The sequence below is a fragment of the Clostridium sp. C8-1-8 genome, assembly GCF_009928445.1.
Lineage (GTDB): Bacteria > Bacillota > Clostridia > Clostridiales > Clostridiaceae > Clostridium_AR.
On record NZ_JAABNO010000002.1, the window covers coordinates 341,385 to 357,868 of the forward strand.

General features: G+C 32.5%; 15 protein-coding genes. 11 read left to right on the plus strand and 4 right to left on the minus strand.

Translation table 11 applies throughout. From position 1 onward, the window contains the following. Positions 1-17 precede the first annotated feature (17 nt). From GXK57_RS03315 to GXK57_RS03330, 4 genes are all read left to right on the plus strand, one after another. Positions 18-1,442 carry a coproporphyrinogen III oxidase gene (locus GXK57_RS03315; RefSeq protein ID WP_160671380.1) on the plus strand — a complete coding sequence of 475 codons (1,425 nt, stop codon included), beginning with the start codon at positions 18-20 and terminating at the stop codon, positions 1,440-1,442. Positions 1,443-1,460: 18 nt separating this feature from the next. Continuing rightward, positions 1,461-2,717: a histidine--tRNA ligase gene (gene hisS, locus GXK57_RS03320; RefSeq protein ID WP_160671382.1), complete on the plus strand. Its 1,257-nt coding sequence runs from the start codon at positions 1,461-1,463 to the stop codon at positions 2,715-2,717. Positions 2,718-2,728: 11 nt separating this feature from the next. Beyond that, positions 2,729-4,513: an aspartate--tRNA ligase gene (aspS, locus tag GXK57_RS03325; protein WP_160671385.1), complete on the plus strand. Its 1,785-nt coding sequence runs from the start codon at positions 2,729-2,731 to the stop codon at positions 4,511-4,513. A gap of 292 nt (positions 4,514-4,805) precedes the next feature. Continuing rightward, positions 4,806-5,102 carry a metal-sensitive transcriptional regulator gene (locus tag GXK57_RS03330; protein WP_160671388.1) on the plus strand — a complete coding sequence of 99 codons (297 nt, stop codon included), beginning with the start codon at positions 4,806-4,808 and terminating at the stop codon, positions 5,100-5,102. A 110-nt stretch (positions 5,103-5,212) separates the two neighbouring features. Here GXK57_RS03330 and GXK57_RS03335 read toward each other — a convergent pair whose 3' ends face one another. Then, positions 5,213-5,680 carry a threonine/serine exporter family protein gene (locus tag GXK57_RS03335; RefSeq protein ID WP_160671391.1) on the minus strand — a complete coding sequence of 156 codons (468 nt, stop codon included), beginning with the start codon at positions 5,678-5,680 and terminating at the stop codon, positions 5,213-5,215. Position 5,681: 1 nt separating this feature from the next. Next, positions 5,682-6,449, minus strand: coding sequence for a threonine/serine exporter family protein (locus tag GXK57_RS03340; protein ID WP_160671394.1), 768 nt, complete (start codon positions 6,447-6,449; stop codon positions 5,682-5,684). Positions 6,450-6,883: 434 nt separating this feature from the next. On the opposite strand from GXK57_RS03340, the gene glyA reads away from it, so the two are divergent. The 4 genes from glyA to GXK57_RS03360 all read left to right on the plus strand — a co-directional run bounded on the left by glyA (position 6,884) and on the right by GXK57_RS03360 (position 10,694). After that, entirely contained in the window at positions 6,884-8,119 is a 1,236-nt protein-coding gene (glyA, locus tag GXK57_RS03345) for a serine hydroxymethyltransferase (protein WP_160671397.1), read from the plus strand. Between the two features lie 189 nt (positions 8,120-8,308). Further along, positions 8,309-9,244, plus strand: coding sequence for a dipeptidase (locus tag GXK57_RS03350; protein WP_160671400.1), 936 nt, complete (start codon positions 8,309-8,311; stop codon positions 9,242-9,244). A 23-nt stretch (positions 9,245-9,267) separates the two neighbouring features. Next, on the plus strand, positions 9,268-10,011 hold the full coding sequence (locus GXK57_RS03355; protein ID WP_160671403.1) for an SDR family oxidoreductase: 744 nt from the start codon (positions 9,268-9,270) through the stop codon (positions 10,009-10,011). A gap of 251 nt (positions 10,012-10,262) precedes the next feature. Continuing rightward, complete coding sequence (locus GXK57_RS03360; RefSeq protein ID WP_160671406.1) at positions 10,263-10,694, plus strand: NUDIX domain-containing protein; 432 nt, start codon at positions 10,263-10,265, stop codon at positions 10,692-10,694. 150 nt (positions 10,695-10,844) lie between these two features. Here GXK57_RS03360 and GXK57_RS03365 read toward each other — a convergent pair whose 3' ends face one another. Both GXK57_RS03365 and GXK57_RS03370 read right to left on the minus strand, forming a co-directional pair. After that, positions 10,845-12,362, minus strand: a complete 1,518-nt coding sequence (locus tag GXK57_RS03365; RefSeq protein ID WP_160671408.1) for a HAMP domain-containing sensor histidine kinase — start codon at positions 12,360-12,362, stop codon at positions 10,845-10,847. Continuing rightward, a complete protein-coding gene (locus GXK57_RS03370; RefSeq protein ID WP_128212731.1) occupies positions 12,362-13,033 on the minus strand; it encodes a response regulator transcription factor in 672 nt (223 codons plus the stop codon). Before GXK57_RS03370 ends, GXK57_RS03365 begins: the two co-directional genes overlap by 1 nt. 353 nt (positions 13,034-13,386) lie before the next feature. On the opposite strand from GXK57_RS03370, the gene GXK57_RS03375 reads away from it, so the two are divergent. Genes GXK57_RS03375 through GXK57_RS03385 form a run of 3 tightly spaced genes read left to right on the plus strand, consistent with a single transcriptional unit; the run spans position 13,387 to position 16,474 of the window. Next, the gene (locus GXK57_RS03375; RefSeq protein ID WP_160671411.1) at positions 13,387-14,652 is read left to right on the plus strand and encodes a pitrilysin family protein; all 1,266 of its coding nucleotides are present in this window, start codon (positions 13,387-13,389) and stop codon (positions 14,650-14,652) included. After that, positions 14,645-15,286 (plus strand): recombination regulator RecX, encoded by a 642-nt coding sequence (gene recX, locus GXK57_RS03380; RefSeq protein ID WP_160671414.1) that lies wholly within the window; start codon positions 14,645-14,647, stop codon positions 15,284-15,286. The genes GXK57_RS03375 and recX overlap by 8 nt, the downstream gene beginning before the upstream one ends. A 6-nt stretch (positions 15,287-15,292) precedes the next feature. Then, positions 15,293-16,474: a transglutaminase domain-containing protein gene (locus GXK57_RS03385; protein WP_160671417.1), complete on the plus strand. Its 1,182-nt coding sequence runs from the start codon at positions 15,293-15,295 to the stop codon at positions 16,472-16,474. Positions 16,475-16,484: the final 10 nt, after the last annotated feature.

The window sequence follows — 16,484 nt, forward strand, 5'->3', positions numbered from 1 at the left end:
TTATGTAAGGAGCACTTATGGAAATTAAGATAAAACTAAATGATGAAAAATATAGATATGATGTGTATCAGATGTTCAATATTTTCTTCACCTTTCAAGACATTTCTTTTGTCAAGGAAGGTGAAGATTTCTGCGTGTCAATAAATGCTGACAATATGGAGATGACAAAATCTCAAGAAGTTCTTTATAAAGGAAATATTGAAGAAGGTAAAAAAGAAGAAATAAAAAGAAACATTTTTATAGCCTTGTCTAATCTAACAGGAGAGAAATATCCTTGGGGCACTATGATAGGTATTAGACCAAGCAAAAGGGCCTTAAAGTTTATAAACGAAGGATTATCTGAAGAAGAGATAATAAAACACTATAATGATGAATTCTTAGTACAAAGAGAAAAAGCTGAGCTTTGTATAGAAGTAGCTAAGTATGAAGAAAAGTTTGTAAATAAGGATAGTAACACAATAAGTATTTATGTCGGTATGCCGTTTTGCCCTACTAGATGCCTTTACTGTTCCTTTGCATCTAATCCAATAGCTGGTTGCAAGAAGCAAGTTGATCCTTATTTAGAAGCATTATCAAAAGAAATAGTTGCTATTAAAGATTATGTAGACAGCAAAGCTTTAGTTATTGAAACTGTATATTTTGGTGGTGGCACACCAACTTCTGTGGATAATGAACAATTTGAAGATCTAATGAAGAAGGTTTATGATAGTTTTGTCTATAACAGAAACATCAAGGAATTTACAGTAGAGTGTGGAAGACCTGATAGTATAACTGTTGAAAAGCTAGAAACTATGAAGAGATATTCTGTAGATAGAATAAGTATCAATCCTCAAAGTATGAATGATTCAAGCTTAAAAGAAATAGGTAGAAATCATAGTGTACAGGATGTAGTTGAAAAGTTCAACTTGGCTAGAAGCATAGGCTTTGATAATATAAATATGGATATAATCGTAGGTCTTCCAAATGAGGGATTAAAAGAGATCGACAATACCTATGAAAGTATACTAAAGTTAAATCCAGACAGCCTTACAGTTCATGGAATGTCTATTAAAAGAAGCTCAAGGCTCCATGAAAATTTAGTTTTAAAGCAAAGTATACATATACCTAAGCAGGATGAGCTAAATAAAATGTACGATAAGACTAAAACTTTAGCAAAAGAATTAGGCATGTATCCATATTATATGTATAGACAGAAGAATATGGTAGGAAATATGGAGAATGTAGGTTATTCTAAAGAAGATAAAGAATGTATATATAACATTCAAATGATTGAGGACAATCAAACTATAATTGCTTTAGGAGCAGATGCGGTTTCGAAGGTAGTGTTTTTAGAAGAAAATAGAATAGAGCGTTTTGGAAATGTAAAGGATGTTAAAGAGTACATTAATAGAATAGATGAGATGATAGAAGGCAAAATAGCTTTGCTTAACACACTATATTAAGTTTTGGAGGTAATTTACATGTCATCAATACAGGCACCTAAGGGTACAAAGGATATGCTGCCAGGAGATGCATATAAGTGGCATTACGTAGAGGAGAAGTTTAGAAAACTATCAAGAGAGTATGGAATAAAAGAAATTAGAACTCCTATATTTGAACACACAGAACTATTTTTAAGAGGAGTAGGGGAAACTACTGATATAGTTCAAAAAGAAATGTATACTTTTGAAGATAAAGGTGGAAGAAGCGTAACTCTTAAGCCTGAAGGTACAGCACCTGCAGTTAGAGCTTTCATTGAGAGCAGTCTCTACGCTGATGCTCAGCCTACAAAGCTTTATTACTTTACACCAGCTTTTAGATATGAGAATGTTCAAAAGGGAAGACTTAGACAATTTCACCAATATGGCATAGAGGTTTTCGGCTCTAAAGAGGCTTCTGTAGATGCAGAAATAATGTCTTTAGCAATGAGAGCACTAGAAGAGTTTGGACTTAATGATCTTAGTTTAAATATAAACAGCTTAGGATGTCCACACTGCAGAGAAAAGTTCAACAATGCCCTAAAAGAATATCTTAAGGAAAACCACGATAACCTATGTCCTACTTGTAAGACTAGATTCGACAGAAATCCTATGAGAATACTTGATTGTAAGGAAAAGAAGTGTAAGGAGATAACAGAAAAAGCTCCAATAATACTGGATTTTATTTGCGAAGAATGCAGTACTCATTTTGAGAACCTTAAGGGTTATCTAGATGCTTTAGGAATAAAATATACTGTAGATTCTAAGATTGTAAGAGGTTTGGATTACTATACAAAGACTGTTTTCGAGATAATACACGATGGACTTACTGTTTGTGGAGGCGGAAGATACGATAAGCTAATCGAAGAGATTGGAGGACCTTCTATGCCTGCCTTTGGATTTGGATTAGGACTAGAAAGACTGCTTATGATCATCGAAAATCAAGGAGTAGATATTCCTAAGCCAGTATATATAGATTTATTCGTAGGTTCAATAGGTGAAAAATCCAATTTTGAAGCATTAAAATTGATTTGCGATTTGAGGAAATATGGAATATACTGTGAATGTGACCATATGAAAAAGAGCGTTAAGGCTCAAATGAAGTATGCCAATAAGATTGGAGCAAGATTCACTTTAGTATTAGGTGAAGACGAAATTGCTAATAGATCTGCAAAGATTAAAAATATGCAAAGTGGTGAGGAACAGGTTATAAATCTAGATGATTTGACTTGCCTTGCAAAATTAATAAAAGAGCAATAGGAGGATACACCATGGGTGAAGCATTACAAGGATTAAAGAGAACCATAATGTGTGGTGAAGTAAGAGAAAGCAACATTGGTGAAAGCATAACAGTAATGGGATGGGTTCAAAGAAAAAGAAATTTAGGCGGATTAGAGTTCGTAGACTTAAGAGACAGAACTGGAATCCTTCAAGTTGTTTTTGGAGATGAGATAAACAGCGAAGCTTTTAATAAAGCAGGTGCTGTAAGACCAGAATACTGTATAGCTGTTACAGGTGAAGTTGTAAAAAGAGAAGCGCCAAATAACAATATTCCTACAGGAATGGTTGAGCTTAAGGCTAAATACATAAAGATATTATCAGAGTCTGAAACTCCACCAATATATATTAAAGAAAACTTAGATGCTGCAGAAAATATAAGATTAAAATATAGATATCTTGATTTAAGAAGACCAGATATGCAAAATATATTCAAGATAAGACATAGAGCTACTAAGGCAGTAAGAGATTATTTAGATAATAATGGGTTCTTAGAAGTTGAGACTCCAATACTTACAAAATCAACTCCAGAAGGAGCTAGAGATTACTTAGTGCCTTCAAGAAACTATCCAGGAATGTTTTATGCATTGCCTCAATCTCCACAGCTATTTAAACAGCTTCTAATGGTGTCAGGCTTTGATAAGTACTTCCAAATAGCTAAATGCTTCAGAGATGAAGATTTAAGAGCTAATAGACAGCCTGAATTTACTCAAATTGACCTTGAAATGAGCTTTGTTGAAGCTGATGATGTAATGGCTTTAAATGAAGGATTAATAGCTCATGTATTTAAGGAAGTATTAGGTGTGGAAGTAAAGCTTCCAATTAAGAGAATGACCTTCAAAGAAGGAATGGAAAAGTACGGTTCAGATAAGCCAGATCTAAGATTTGGTATGGAAATAACTGATCTTACTGAAGTTGTAAAGTTTGCAGAATTTAAAGTGTTTGCTGATGCTATAGCTAATAACGGATCTGTAAGGGCTCTTAACTTAAAGGGTGGAGCTTCTATGGGAAGAAAAGATATAGATAGACTAGGCGAATTCGTTAAGACCTTTAAGGCAAAGGGATTAGCTTGGATTCAACTTAAGGAAAATGAAGTGAAATCACCTATAGCTAAATTCTTAAAGGAAGATGAACTTAAGAATATAATAAATACTATGAATGCTGAAGATGGTGACTTAATACTTATAGTTGCAGATAAGAATTCCGTAGTATTCCAAAGTTTAGGTCAATTAAGATTAGAATTAGCTAAGAAGTTTGATTTAATAAAAGATAAGACTGAGTTCAATTTCACTTGGATCACTGAGTTCCCGCTTTTCGAGTACGACGAAGAAGAAGGAAGATACTTTGCAGCTCACCATCCATTCACAATGCCAATGGATGAGGATATAGAGTTCTTAACTTCAGACCCAGGAAAAGTAAGAGCTAAGGCTTACGATTTAGTTCTAAACGGAGAAGAGCTTGGTGGAGGATCAATAAGAATACACGACACTAAGTTACAAGAGAAGATGTTTGAAGCTTTAGGCTTTACTACAGAATCAGCTTGGGAGAAGTTCGGGTTCTTACTTGAAGCCTTTAAGTTTGGACCACCACCTCACGGCGGATTAGCTTTTGGTCTTGACAGAATGATAATGTTCTTAGCAGGAACAGATAACATAAAAGATGTTATAACATTCCCTAAAAACCAAAATGCATTCTGTTACTTAACAGAAGCTCCTAATGTGGTAGATGAAAAGCAATTAACTGAACTAGGTATTGCTACAGTTAAGAGTGAAAAATAAGAAAAATTAATATGGCTATAAAAATAAAACTTATTTGTCTTTTGAATTTTTTCATATATTCAGAAAGACATATAAGCAAAAAGTCGCTGAAGATATTCAGCGACTTTTTTTACTCATTAGGTAATTATATTTTAGATAAAGCTGTTTGAAAAAAAAGTAACCTTTAGTTTGAGTTCAATAAGTTACTATGAGTTTAAATGTTACTAGGAAATTATATCTTAATATTGTATAAAATATAGTCAGATGATACAATATATACGGTATATAGGTATACTAATAGGAGTGATAAATTATGGACGAAACATTTGATGATGTTGTAGATGAAAAAAGTGAAAAGCTTAAAAAAGATATATTAGTTAGACTAAGAAGAATAGAAGGGCAAGTAAAAGGCATTCATAATATGATAGATAAGAATGTGTGCTGTCCAGATGTTCTTGTTCAAATAGCTGCTATAAGAGCAGCAATAAATAAAGTAGGCGGTATGATCATAGAAGATTATGCTAGAAACTGCATGGGCATACCTCACGACTCAGAAGCAGAAGAAGGATTAGCACAGCTGATCAAGACAATCAATACATTTATGAAGTAATAGGAATAAGTTAAAGGATTCAATGATTATTCATTGAATCCTTTTTCTACTTTCAGTTTCCCTTATATGCCTTGGGAAAGAGAAAGTAGCTTCAGTGACTTTCTTAATCTCTAATAAGGGCGTCGTTCTTTATTTATAACTTCAATGTAGTGATGCCTTGCGGAGCTTATCAGTCTTGTAAGAGTTGATACAAATATTACTCCTAAAGCTAGAGTACCTGCACTTGCTAGAGTAGTTAGTAAAGTGTTAAAAGCCTTTGCAGTATCACCTCTAACAGCTTCATACATTGTATAGTACATGCCTCCTCCAGGTACTAGCGGGATTAGAGCACATATAACTATTGTGGTTACAGGAGTTTTTAGTATTCTTGCACAGGCCTCCGAATAAGCGCTGAAGACTATTGAGGAAATAAACAATCCAACTATGTCTGAGCCTGTAGATTGAAGAGCTAGCTTATATATGAGCCAGCTTATCATGCCTCCTATGGAAGCAAATATAAGATTTTTTCCTTTTATATTAAATATAATACCAAAACCTAAGGTGGCTATAAGTGCAGCTATAGTTTCTTTTAGTAACATTTTAGATACCTCCGAAGTTCTTTAACCATAATATAAGAATAGCACCAGTTCCAACAGCGATAGAAATAGCTATAAGAAAAGCTTCAGCGGCTCTTGTAAGCCCAGAAACCAAATCTCCTGCTATTGTATCTCGTATTGCATTAGTTATAGCAAGCCCAGGGACTAGAAGCATTACTGCACCTATTATGACTATATCTGTGTTTGAAGCTATACCTAATTTCACTGAAACTAAAGCCATTACAGCCACAATAGCCCCACTTATACTATTTATAAAGAAGTCATTTATATTAAGCTCACTGCAGAGATTAGAGAACAACTTTATTACTACACCTATAATAAAGGCTGCAATGGCATCTTTTATATTTCCACCAAATAGTATAGAAAAAGCAGCTGCACCCAAAGCTGAGAAAAACAGAGTTATCAGAGGGCTGTATCTTTTGCCGTTTTCTATCTTAAGAAGCTCATCGTAGAACTGATCTACTGAAAGGTTTTGTGTTTGTATGTTTCTTGATAGATCATTAACTCTAGAAATCTTCTCTAGGTTCACTGTGCGTTTATGGATTCTTTTTACCAAAGAAGTAGTCTTGTGATCTTCATCAGAAACCGTAGCCATTATACCCGTAGGAGTAACAAAGCTGTCTGCATGCTCTACACCAAAAGCTTTACAGATCCTCCAAATAGTTTCTTCAACTCTATATGTTTCACCACCGCTTTCTAATATGATTTGTCCAGCAAAGGTTGCCACATGTAAGATTTTATTAATGTCCATGATAACCTCATATTTTTAAATAAATTTTAGTCATTAAATAATACCAGTTGTATTATAACACATAAATCAATTTTACTTAATTGCTAATTTTATATATTATAATCCTATTCTAGCAGAGTAGTATTATGGCTTAATTAACTTGTGAGATTAGTTAAGTTTTAAAGTTTATTCCTATTTATAATTTACTTATATTTAGAAGCTTTTTTTATAAATTTAGATAATTATAGCGGATATTTAATGCTAATATAAAATTTTACTTTATAGTAAAGGCGTGGACATATATAATGGAGTTATACTAAAATAGTAATAATGAGATTTTTTTACAATAACACTGATTATAATGTTTTCATGGTATTTTTTATAATGATATTGAGTTGATTAAATTCTAATTAAAACTTATAATCTATATAAACGAAAGATTTTGGGGTGATAGAATGAATTTTAATAGTTTACAAAATAATGATCAGGATATTTTTAAGCTTGTAGAAAAAGAACTACATAGACAACAAGATGGTATTGAATTAATAGCTTCTGAAAACTTTGCTAGCGAAGCAGTTATGGAGGCTATGGGATCTTATTTAACTAACAAATATGCTGAAGGATATCCAAGCAAAAGATATTATGGCGGATGTCACGTAGTTGATGAGGTTGAAGAAATTGCTAGAGAAAGAGCTAAGAAACTTTTTGGTGCTGAACATGCAAACGTACAGCCACATTCTGGATCTCAAGCAAACATGGCAGTATATTTTTCTGTATTAAATCCTGGGGATACAGTTTTAGGTATGGATTTAAGTAATGGTGGACATTTGACTCACGGATCACCAGTAAACTTCTCAGGAAAATTGTTTGAATTTGTTTCTTATGGAGTAGATAAAGCTACAGAAACCATAGATTATGAAGAAGTTAGAAGAATAGCCTTAGAGTGTAAACCTAAGATGATTGTTGCTGGTGCTAGTGCATATTCAAGAACTTTGGATTTCCCTAAGTTTAGAGAGATAGCTGATGAAGTAGGAGCATACTTTATGGTGGATATGGCTCATATTGCTGGTCTTGTAGCTACTGGAGAACACCCATCACCAGTGCCATATGCAGACTTTGTTACTTCAACTACCCATAAAACTTTAAGGGGACCAAGAGGTGGATTAATACTTTGTAAGGAAAAGTATGCTAAGGATGTAGATAAGACTATATTCCCAGGTATGCAAGGTGGCCCACTTATGCATATAATTGCTGCAAAAGCTGTATGCTTTAAGGAAGCTTTAGATCCTTCATTTAAAGAGTATGCAACACAAGTTGTAAAGAATGCAAAGGTACTTGGAGAAGAGCTTATAGCTAGAGGCTTTAAGCTAGTATCAAATGGTACTGACAATCACCTTATATTGGTAGATTTAAGCAACAAAGATATAACTGGTAAGGAAGCTGAAATATTACTTGATTCCATAGGTATTACCGTAAATAAAAATACTGTGCCTAACGAAACTAGAAGTCCATTTGTAACAAGTGGAGTAAGAATAGGAACTCCCGCAGTTACAACTAGAGGTTTCAAGGAAGAAGATATGAAGGTAATAGCTGAAATAATTGATTATGCTATAAGTAATAAGGATGGAGATCTTACAGTAGCAAAAGAAAAGGTTAAGGTTCTTTGCGATAAGTATCCATTATATAGATAATTATAAATAAAGAGATTCTATTAAATATGAACCACTGAAGCTGAAAATAGTCTATCGTATCGAAATAAGATACTGCACTATGTAGCTAAAGTGGTTCCTTAATTTGGTTAGAATAATATCTTAAATAAGTTTAACCGGTTAATAAAAAATAGCATAAATAAATATATAAGGATTATAAGGAGAGAGTATATGGAATTTATAGATTTACACTGTGACACAGCATATAAACTTGTGCATGATAAAACAGCAGGTTTAAGAAAAAATGATTTTTCTGTAGATATAGAAAAGCTTAAGAAAGGTAATGCTAGAGCTCAATTTTTTGCATTGTTCTTAGAAAAAGATGAATGTACTGATTTGAAAAATGATTGCCTTGATATGTACAACAGATTAAAGGGTGAAATTGAAAAGAATTCTTCTGAAATAGCTATAGTAAGAAATTACGAAGAATACTTAGGAAATATCAAGGAAAATAAGTTAGGGGCTTTTATTACTATAGAAGAAGGCGGAGCTATAAAGGGAAGTTTAGAAAACCTAAAAGAATTTTACGATTTGGGAGTAAGACTTATAACATTAACTTGGAACTTTGAAAATGAGATTGGATATCCTCATTGTAAGAAGGAGTTTAAGGAAAAGGGGCTTAAACCTTTTGGCATAGAAGCAGTTGAGATGATGAATGACCTTGGAATCATAGTAGATGTATCACATCTTTCTGACGGAGGTTTTTATGATGTAGTTAAATACTCTAAAAAACCTTTTGTGGCCTCTCACTCAAATTCTAGAGTAGTTAGAAATCATTCTAGAAACTTAACTGATGAAATGATTAAGCTGTTAAGCTCTGCAGGTGGGGTTATGGGATTAAACTTCTGTAGTGGATTTATGGGAACAACCAAGGTAGCAAGGATTGAGGATATGGTTGAACATATAAAGCATATAAGGCAAGTAGGGGGAATTGACTGCATAGCACTAGGCAGTGATTTTGATGGAATAGAGAATGAAGTTGAAATAAAGGATGCTAGTGAAATGGGCAAACTTGCAGAAGCGTTACTGAAAAATAACTTTTCACAGGAAGAAGTTGAAAAGATATTCTTTAAAAATGCGGAAAGAATAATAAAAGAAGTACTATAGATTAGGTTGCAGGGGATTATTTTATGAATGACTTAAGCGGGAAAGTGATTATTGTAACAGGGGCATCAAAGGGAATTGGAAAAGATATTGCTATCAATTTAGCTTCCAAGGGAGCATCCTTAGTGGTTAATTATTATAAGGATGAGCAGGGGGCTAAGGAGGTTGTTGAATTTATTAAAACTAATGGTGGTTATGCTGTAGCATGCCAAGGAGACGTAGGAAAATATGTTGAAGCTGAGAAGCTTATTGAATTTACTATAAAAACCTTTGGAAAGTTAGATGTTCTTGTGAATAACGCAGGAGTGTCTTATATAGGATTACTTATGGATATAAGTGAGGAAGAAATCAATAAGCTTATAGATACCAATATAAAGGGAGTAATATATACATCTAAGTTAGCAATACCATATTTCTTGAGTAAGGGAAAAGGGAATATAGTTAATATATCTTCTATCTGGGGAAAAACTGGAGCTGCTTGTGAAGTTGTTTATAGCGCAACTAAGGGAGCAATAAATAGCTTTACTAAGGCTTTAGGGAAAGAATTAGCACCATCAATGATAAGAGTTAATGGTGTTGCGCCAGGTGTTATAAATACAGCAATGAATAAGTGGTTATCGCAAGATGAAGCAACTGAACTTACAGAGGAAATACCTATGGGGAGATTTGGTGAAGGAAGTGAAGTGGCAGAAGTTGTTAGCTTTCTTTGCTCTGAGCAGTCTTCCTATGTAACTGGACAGATAATAACTATTGATGGTGGTATGATCTAGAGTAGCAGAACTTAAAGCTATTTAAAATACTTATATTACTGCGAGATAGGTATTTTAAAAGTGTAAATACTGCTAGAAGATGATAAATTGATATAGATCTACAGTTAGAAATTTAAGTTATACTTGTATATAATTCTTATTGGTAAGGATTATATTTAGAAGTTAATTTTATAACCCTATACAATAGTATAGCTGCAGTAGTTTTAATGATTACTGTAACATATCCGAGTTATATGGAAAGGGCATATGTTATGCTTAATGTAAAGATACTTGATTTATGTAAGTTGGAAGACGTTAATTTTTTATGTGCTGTAGTAGTAAGTCGATATAAGGGCAAGTGGATTTTCGTAAGAGAAAAAGGTAAGGAAACATGGGAGCTTCCTGGTGGAACTCATGAAATAGGAGAGAGTATAACTGATACCGCTAAGAGAGAATTATTTGAAGAAACCGGAGCTATAAAGTTTAGTCTAGTACCAATAGCCATATCTTCTGTAAATACAGAAGATAAAGAATCTTATGGACTATTGTTCTATTCAGAAATAAGTGAACTAGGAAAGCTACCAGAGTCTGAAATTGAAGAAATTAGAATGTTTGATACCTTGCCGGATAAACTAACTTACCCATCAATTCATGATAAATTATTTAATAGGGTAGTAGAGTATTATTGTAGCCACAAACTTTAGTAATTTGATTTACTAGTATAATTTATTAAGAAGAATAATGTAGCAGAGCATATCTAGTGCTCTGCTACATTATTTTAAACATAATATTTTTAATATATAAGCTATTTCAGTTAGGGAATTTTTAATGAATAAAAGCAAAGGTAGAATCGTTTATTTCTCGTTGGGGGCAGTATCAGCTAAAGCTAAGTCGAAGAAGAATTCTACTCCCTTAGAGGTATTTCTTACGCCAAAGGTGCTGTTATGCTGATTGAGCATTTGTTTGACTATAGCAAGGCCTAGACCGCTACTGCCTTCAGCACGGCTACGAGCTTTATCCACTCTATAGAATTGAACCCAAACCTTTTCCAAATCTTCTTTATCTAAAAAAGCACCGGTATTCTCAATGGAAAACTTAACTCTTTTGCTATCTATACCTATATAAATATTTATGGCTTCACCTTCGTTAGTGTATTTTATTGCATTAGTTACGAAGTTTGTTATAACACTCTCTATTTTAAATTCATCTCCTAACACTAGAGCTTTGCTTGCGTCAGGATAGCTTTTATTTATCTGCAGGTTTCTTTCAGCAAAGTTATTTGCGTATTTAAATAATATGGTGTCGGTTAAAGTTATAATATCAAAAGCCTCTATTTGAAGTTTGTTATTATCTGCTTCAAGCCTTGATAATTCTAGCATATCCATAACTAATTTGTTCATCTTATTTGATTCATCAATTATTATATCTAAATATATATCCTTTGCTTCGCCTTCTACTATATTATCCTTTAGACCTTCTGCATAGCCTTCAATGATTCCAATAGGTGTTTTAAGTTCATGAGAAACTCCTGCTATGAAGTCTTTACGTATCTTTTCCAGCTTTCTTTCTTTTTCTATGTCTTCTTGAAGTTTTTTGTTTTTGATTGTAAGGTCTGTTAGTGACTTCGATAGATTTTCTGATAAAAAGTTTAAAGTATTTGCCAGATTGCCTATCTCATCTTCTCTATCAGTGACACATTTCTCAGAAAAATCCATAGAGGACATTCTATGAGCTACATTATTTAATCTAACTAGAGGCTTAGAGATTAAGTTGGAATAAATAAAGGATAAAATTAGCCCAATAAATATTAAAGCTAAAAATATATATTTATAAAATTCTCCTATTATAGATGAAGCTTCTTCAACGCTTTGAAAGGAAGTTACAGCTATTATAATACAATCATTTTTTGATTTTAGGGACATGGGGCTTATTATAGCAATATGTCTTAAGCCATCATTTGAAGTATCAGCATAAATTTTACTTAAGGACTTTCCATCATTTAAGAAGCTGTCTACACCACCAGGACTATCGGCAATACTTGTGAAAATGCTATTAAATATCTTAGAAACCACATTTCTACTTGAATCGGGATTAGAGAAATAACGTCCGTATCCATCTACAGAAAATATCCCTAATATTGAATTGTTGTCATATCCGTAAGTCACCAAAGCCCTTGAAAGTACATCTTCATTAGGTATGTTATAAGAGTACTGACTCTTAAAGTTTTCAAGGCTTTTGCTTAAGATTTTAGTTTTCTTATCAACATAAAAACTCTCAAAAAAGAATATCTGGAAGATAGCTGCAGCCAGCATCAATCCTACAATCAATCCAAAGGTGATTACGAAGATTCTTTTTGATATACTTTTTTTCATTACTTCACCTCAAATTTATATCCACTTCCCCTAACGGTAGTTATGAATTCAGCCTTATCTAAGAGTTTTTCCCTTAGTCTTTTTATGTTTGTGTCTACGGTTCTGGAGTCTCCATAGTAATCAATGCCCCAAACATTGTCTAGTATTTGATCTCTTGTAAGAGCAATACTCTCATTAGAAACTAAATAAAGAAGTAAGTCAAATTCTTTAGGGGATAGGTTGATGGTTTTGTCATAAACCAGAACCTCATGGGAAATCTTATTTATCTTAAGGCCATCATAGTCCATTATGTTTGTGTCAGTTTTATTGCTTGTTCTTTTTAATAAAGCTTTTACTTTAGCTACTAAAACCTTTGGACTAAAAGGTTTTGTAACATAGTCATCTGCTCCTAATTCATAGCCTAAAAGCTTATCATCTTCTTCGCTTCTAGCTGTAAGCATAATTATAGGTGTGGTTGAAACCTCTCTAATTTTCTTACATACCTCGAAGCCATTGAGCTCAGGCATCATAATATCTAAAATAACTAAATCTATTTTTTCTTCAGCATAAATATTTAAGGCTTCTTTTCCATTCTTTGCTTCAAATATCTTAAAATCTTCCTTTATAAAGTAGTCTCTTAAAAGGAATCTTATTCTAATTTCATCTTCAACTATAAGTAGTGATAAGGACATAATTAACCCTCCTTGCAATTATTACACTTTTATTATACATAAGAAATGTGTCAATATGTAGACAATAAACATGGTTTTACTCTTTTAAAAAATATTTTTATTAGTAATAGAAGTTGTAGTTATGTCATATAAGGATTTTTTGACAAAAGGTTGAGTTTAAGTAATCTTGTAAGGTACAAATTTCAATGTGAGGAATATCAGAAATTTTTCACATTGAGTTTATATTAATATTATTATAAAATGTATAGATAGAGTTGGTTAAATTCATTTGTATAGAATTAAAAGGTAAAAATGTGGATATATTTTATCGTGAATAGACAATTATCTATTTTAATGTAGATTGGAGATTTTTAATGTATAGATTGAACTTAGATAGTAATACTACGAAGCTTGAAAATGGGCTTACAATAATAACTGTAAAAAAGGATACACAACTTGCTTCCATAAATGTAGGGGTTAAGGTAGGGTCCTTGAACGAAGGCATAAAGGAAAAAGGTGTGGCACATTTCATAGAACATATGTTGTTCAAAGGAACCAAAACTAGAGATAATAAGACCTTAAATGACGAATTGGAATTTTTAGGTGGAGAGTATAATGCATATACTGATTATTGCTCAACGGTGTATGGCGTTACTTGCTTGCATGAAGAGATAGTAAAGGCTATTGAACTTTTAGCAGATATGGTTACAGCTTCAACCTTTGATAAAGAAGAACTAGAGAAGGAAAGAGGAGTAATATTAGCAGAAATAAAGACTAGTAAGGATGACATAGAGGACTTAAGTTTTAAAAGAATTAACGAAATTGCCTTTGAACATAGTCCTTTACGATATGAGATAAGTGGAGATGAAGAAAGCGTAGGCAGCTTCACTAGAGAAGACTTAGTGGATTTCTATAAGAGATTCTATACTCCAGACAATACCATAATAACTATTGTATCTTCTTATGACCATGATGAGGCTATTAATACTCTTTCTAAATATTTTGGTAATTGGAGCGGTAAGTTAGGAAGCATAAGTTCTATAGCAAGAGAAAAAAATAAAGAAGTAACTTTAACTACTTATAAAAGAGATATTGAGCTTAGTACTATAACTTATCTTTATACTTTGGATCATATTGTTAATGAGGAAGAGCTAGCACTGAAGATACTAAACCATAAGTTTGGAGAAAGTGCAAATTCAATACTTTTTAGAGAACTAAGGGAGGAAAGAGGTCTTGCCTATGATGTATATACTAATTTGGATCTTGGAAAAGATATAAAGACTCTTTATATCTTTACATCAGTGGAAGATGAAAACATTGAAGAGGCCCTAGAAGCTATAGATGATTGTATTGAAAAGATTAAGCTAGAAGAGATACCTTTTCCTAAGAGCACCATTGAGCTTATGAAAAAGGTTCACAAAACTGCTGTGGTTTCTACTTTGGATGATAGTGCTGAACTTTCAAGTTATATACTTAACCAAGTGCTTGAAGGCGAGCCAATTGATGAATTTATACATGATATGGGAAGACTTAATCATATAGAGAATATTGATCTGTACAACACAGCAAGAAAGATATTTAATAAGCCTACCATACACATTTTGAGAGCTGATAAGGAAGCCGAGGAAATAGATGAATAAAATTACCAATATAGAGGTACAAAAGAGAAACAAGAATAGAGTAAATGTATATATAGACGAGGAGTTTTCATTTGCCTGCGAAGCAGAACTTATCTATAGATATAGTTTGAAAAAAGATACTGCAGTGGAAATAGAGAAACTTAAGAGCATAATAGAAGAAGAAGATTTCCTAAAATGCAAGAACTCAGCTTTAAGGATAATAGAAAGAACCCACAAGACAGAGAAGGAAATAAAGGATAAGCTTTTTGAAAAGGGCTTTCCTGAACCTTTAATAAAAAGAACTTTAGAGTTTTTAAGAGAGTATAATTTTGTTGATGACAAAATGTATGTGGAGATGTACCTAAAGGAAAAGATAAATACTCAAGGGAAAAATAAGATTTATTATAATTTATTAAGAAAAGGTGTTTCAGAAGAATTATTAAAGGACAAAATAAGTAGTATAAATACTGAAGCAGAAAATGATGGAGCATATTCTTTATGCAAAAAGAAATACGAATCCCTAGCTAAGAGGGAAGAAGACAAGTTTAAGATATCTCAAAAATTATTTAGATTTATGGCATCTAAGGGTTATGAATTTGATATGATTAATAGATTGATAAAAGAGGTTATGAATACGAATCAATTTATGGAGTAGATAACAATGAAAATGAATATTACAAACCTTATACTTATAGTTGTATTTCTTATCCCTATTATAACTGGATTTATAAATAAGTTCAGTTCAGAGGATGCTATGGAAGAAATTTTAGATATAGAAAAAAGCATAGCTTTGTTTCTATCTATAGTTATTGCCATAGTGTATTGTTCTAAACAGGATCTATTGCCAAAGATAGTAGAATATCTAAGTAGTTTGTCTGACTACTTGGATACAATATTAAATGGATATAGACAAGTTAGTTATTACGGACTATTTCTTATACTAATATATATGACCTACAATATTATACTTTTAGTTATGAGACTACTTAATAAGCTTACAGTTCAGCCAGTTATAAATACATTAAACAGGTATTCTCAGAAAAAAGGAAGCACTTTTAGAGGTGTTATTGGAGCGATATTTGCATTGCCAAGAGCAATAATATTTTTAATAGTTGTTTGTATAACACTAAACTTTGCTAATTATCTTAGCTTTCCCAGCGATGTGAAAAAGTCTATAAACGAAAGCGCAATCTACAAGACAATAAGTCAAAATGTAATCAATCCTATTACAACTTCTCCTATAATGAAGGAAATACCAAGAATATTAAATGATTCTCTTAAGATCAAAGTAGTAAGAGTTGATGAGAATCAAAGCCAAAATGCTAAGACTAAAGATAGCAACAAGAGTAATACTCCAAGAGAGATAATATATTATAATGGAGTAACCTTGGATCAAGGTATTAAATCCAATAATGAGATTAATCAAGAAGCTTTAAAGCTTACAAGATTTAAGAGTAGTGACAAAGAGAAAGCAAAGGTTTTGTATGCTTGGATTGGTACGAACATTGAGTATGATGACAACAAAGCAAGTGAGGTACTAAGCAACAATTTTGGAGTTCAATCTGGAGCTATACCTACCTTTGAAAGTAGGACAGGTATTTGTTTTGATTATTCTTGTTTATATGTTGCAATGGCAAGAGCTGCAAACTTAAAGGTAAGATTGGTCATTGGTCAAGGCTTTAATGGTGAACAGTGGGTAAACCATGCTTGGAATGAGGTATTTATAAAAGAAGAGAATAGATGGATTACCGTGGATACTACTTTCTATAAAGCAGGAAACTATTTTGATTCTAAAAGATTTTATAATGATCACAAGATTGAAAAGATAGCAGGAGAATGGTAGAAATAACATT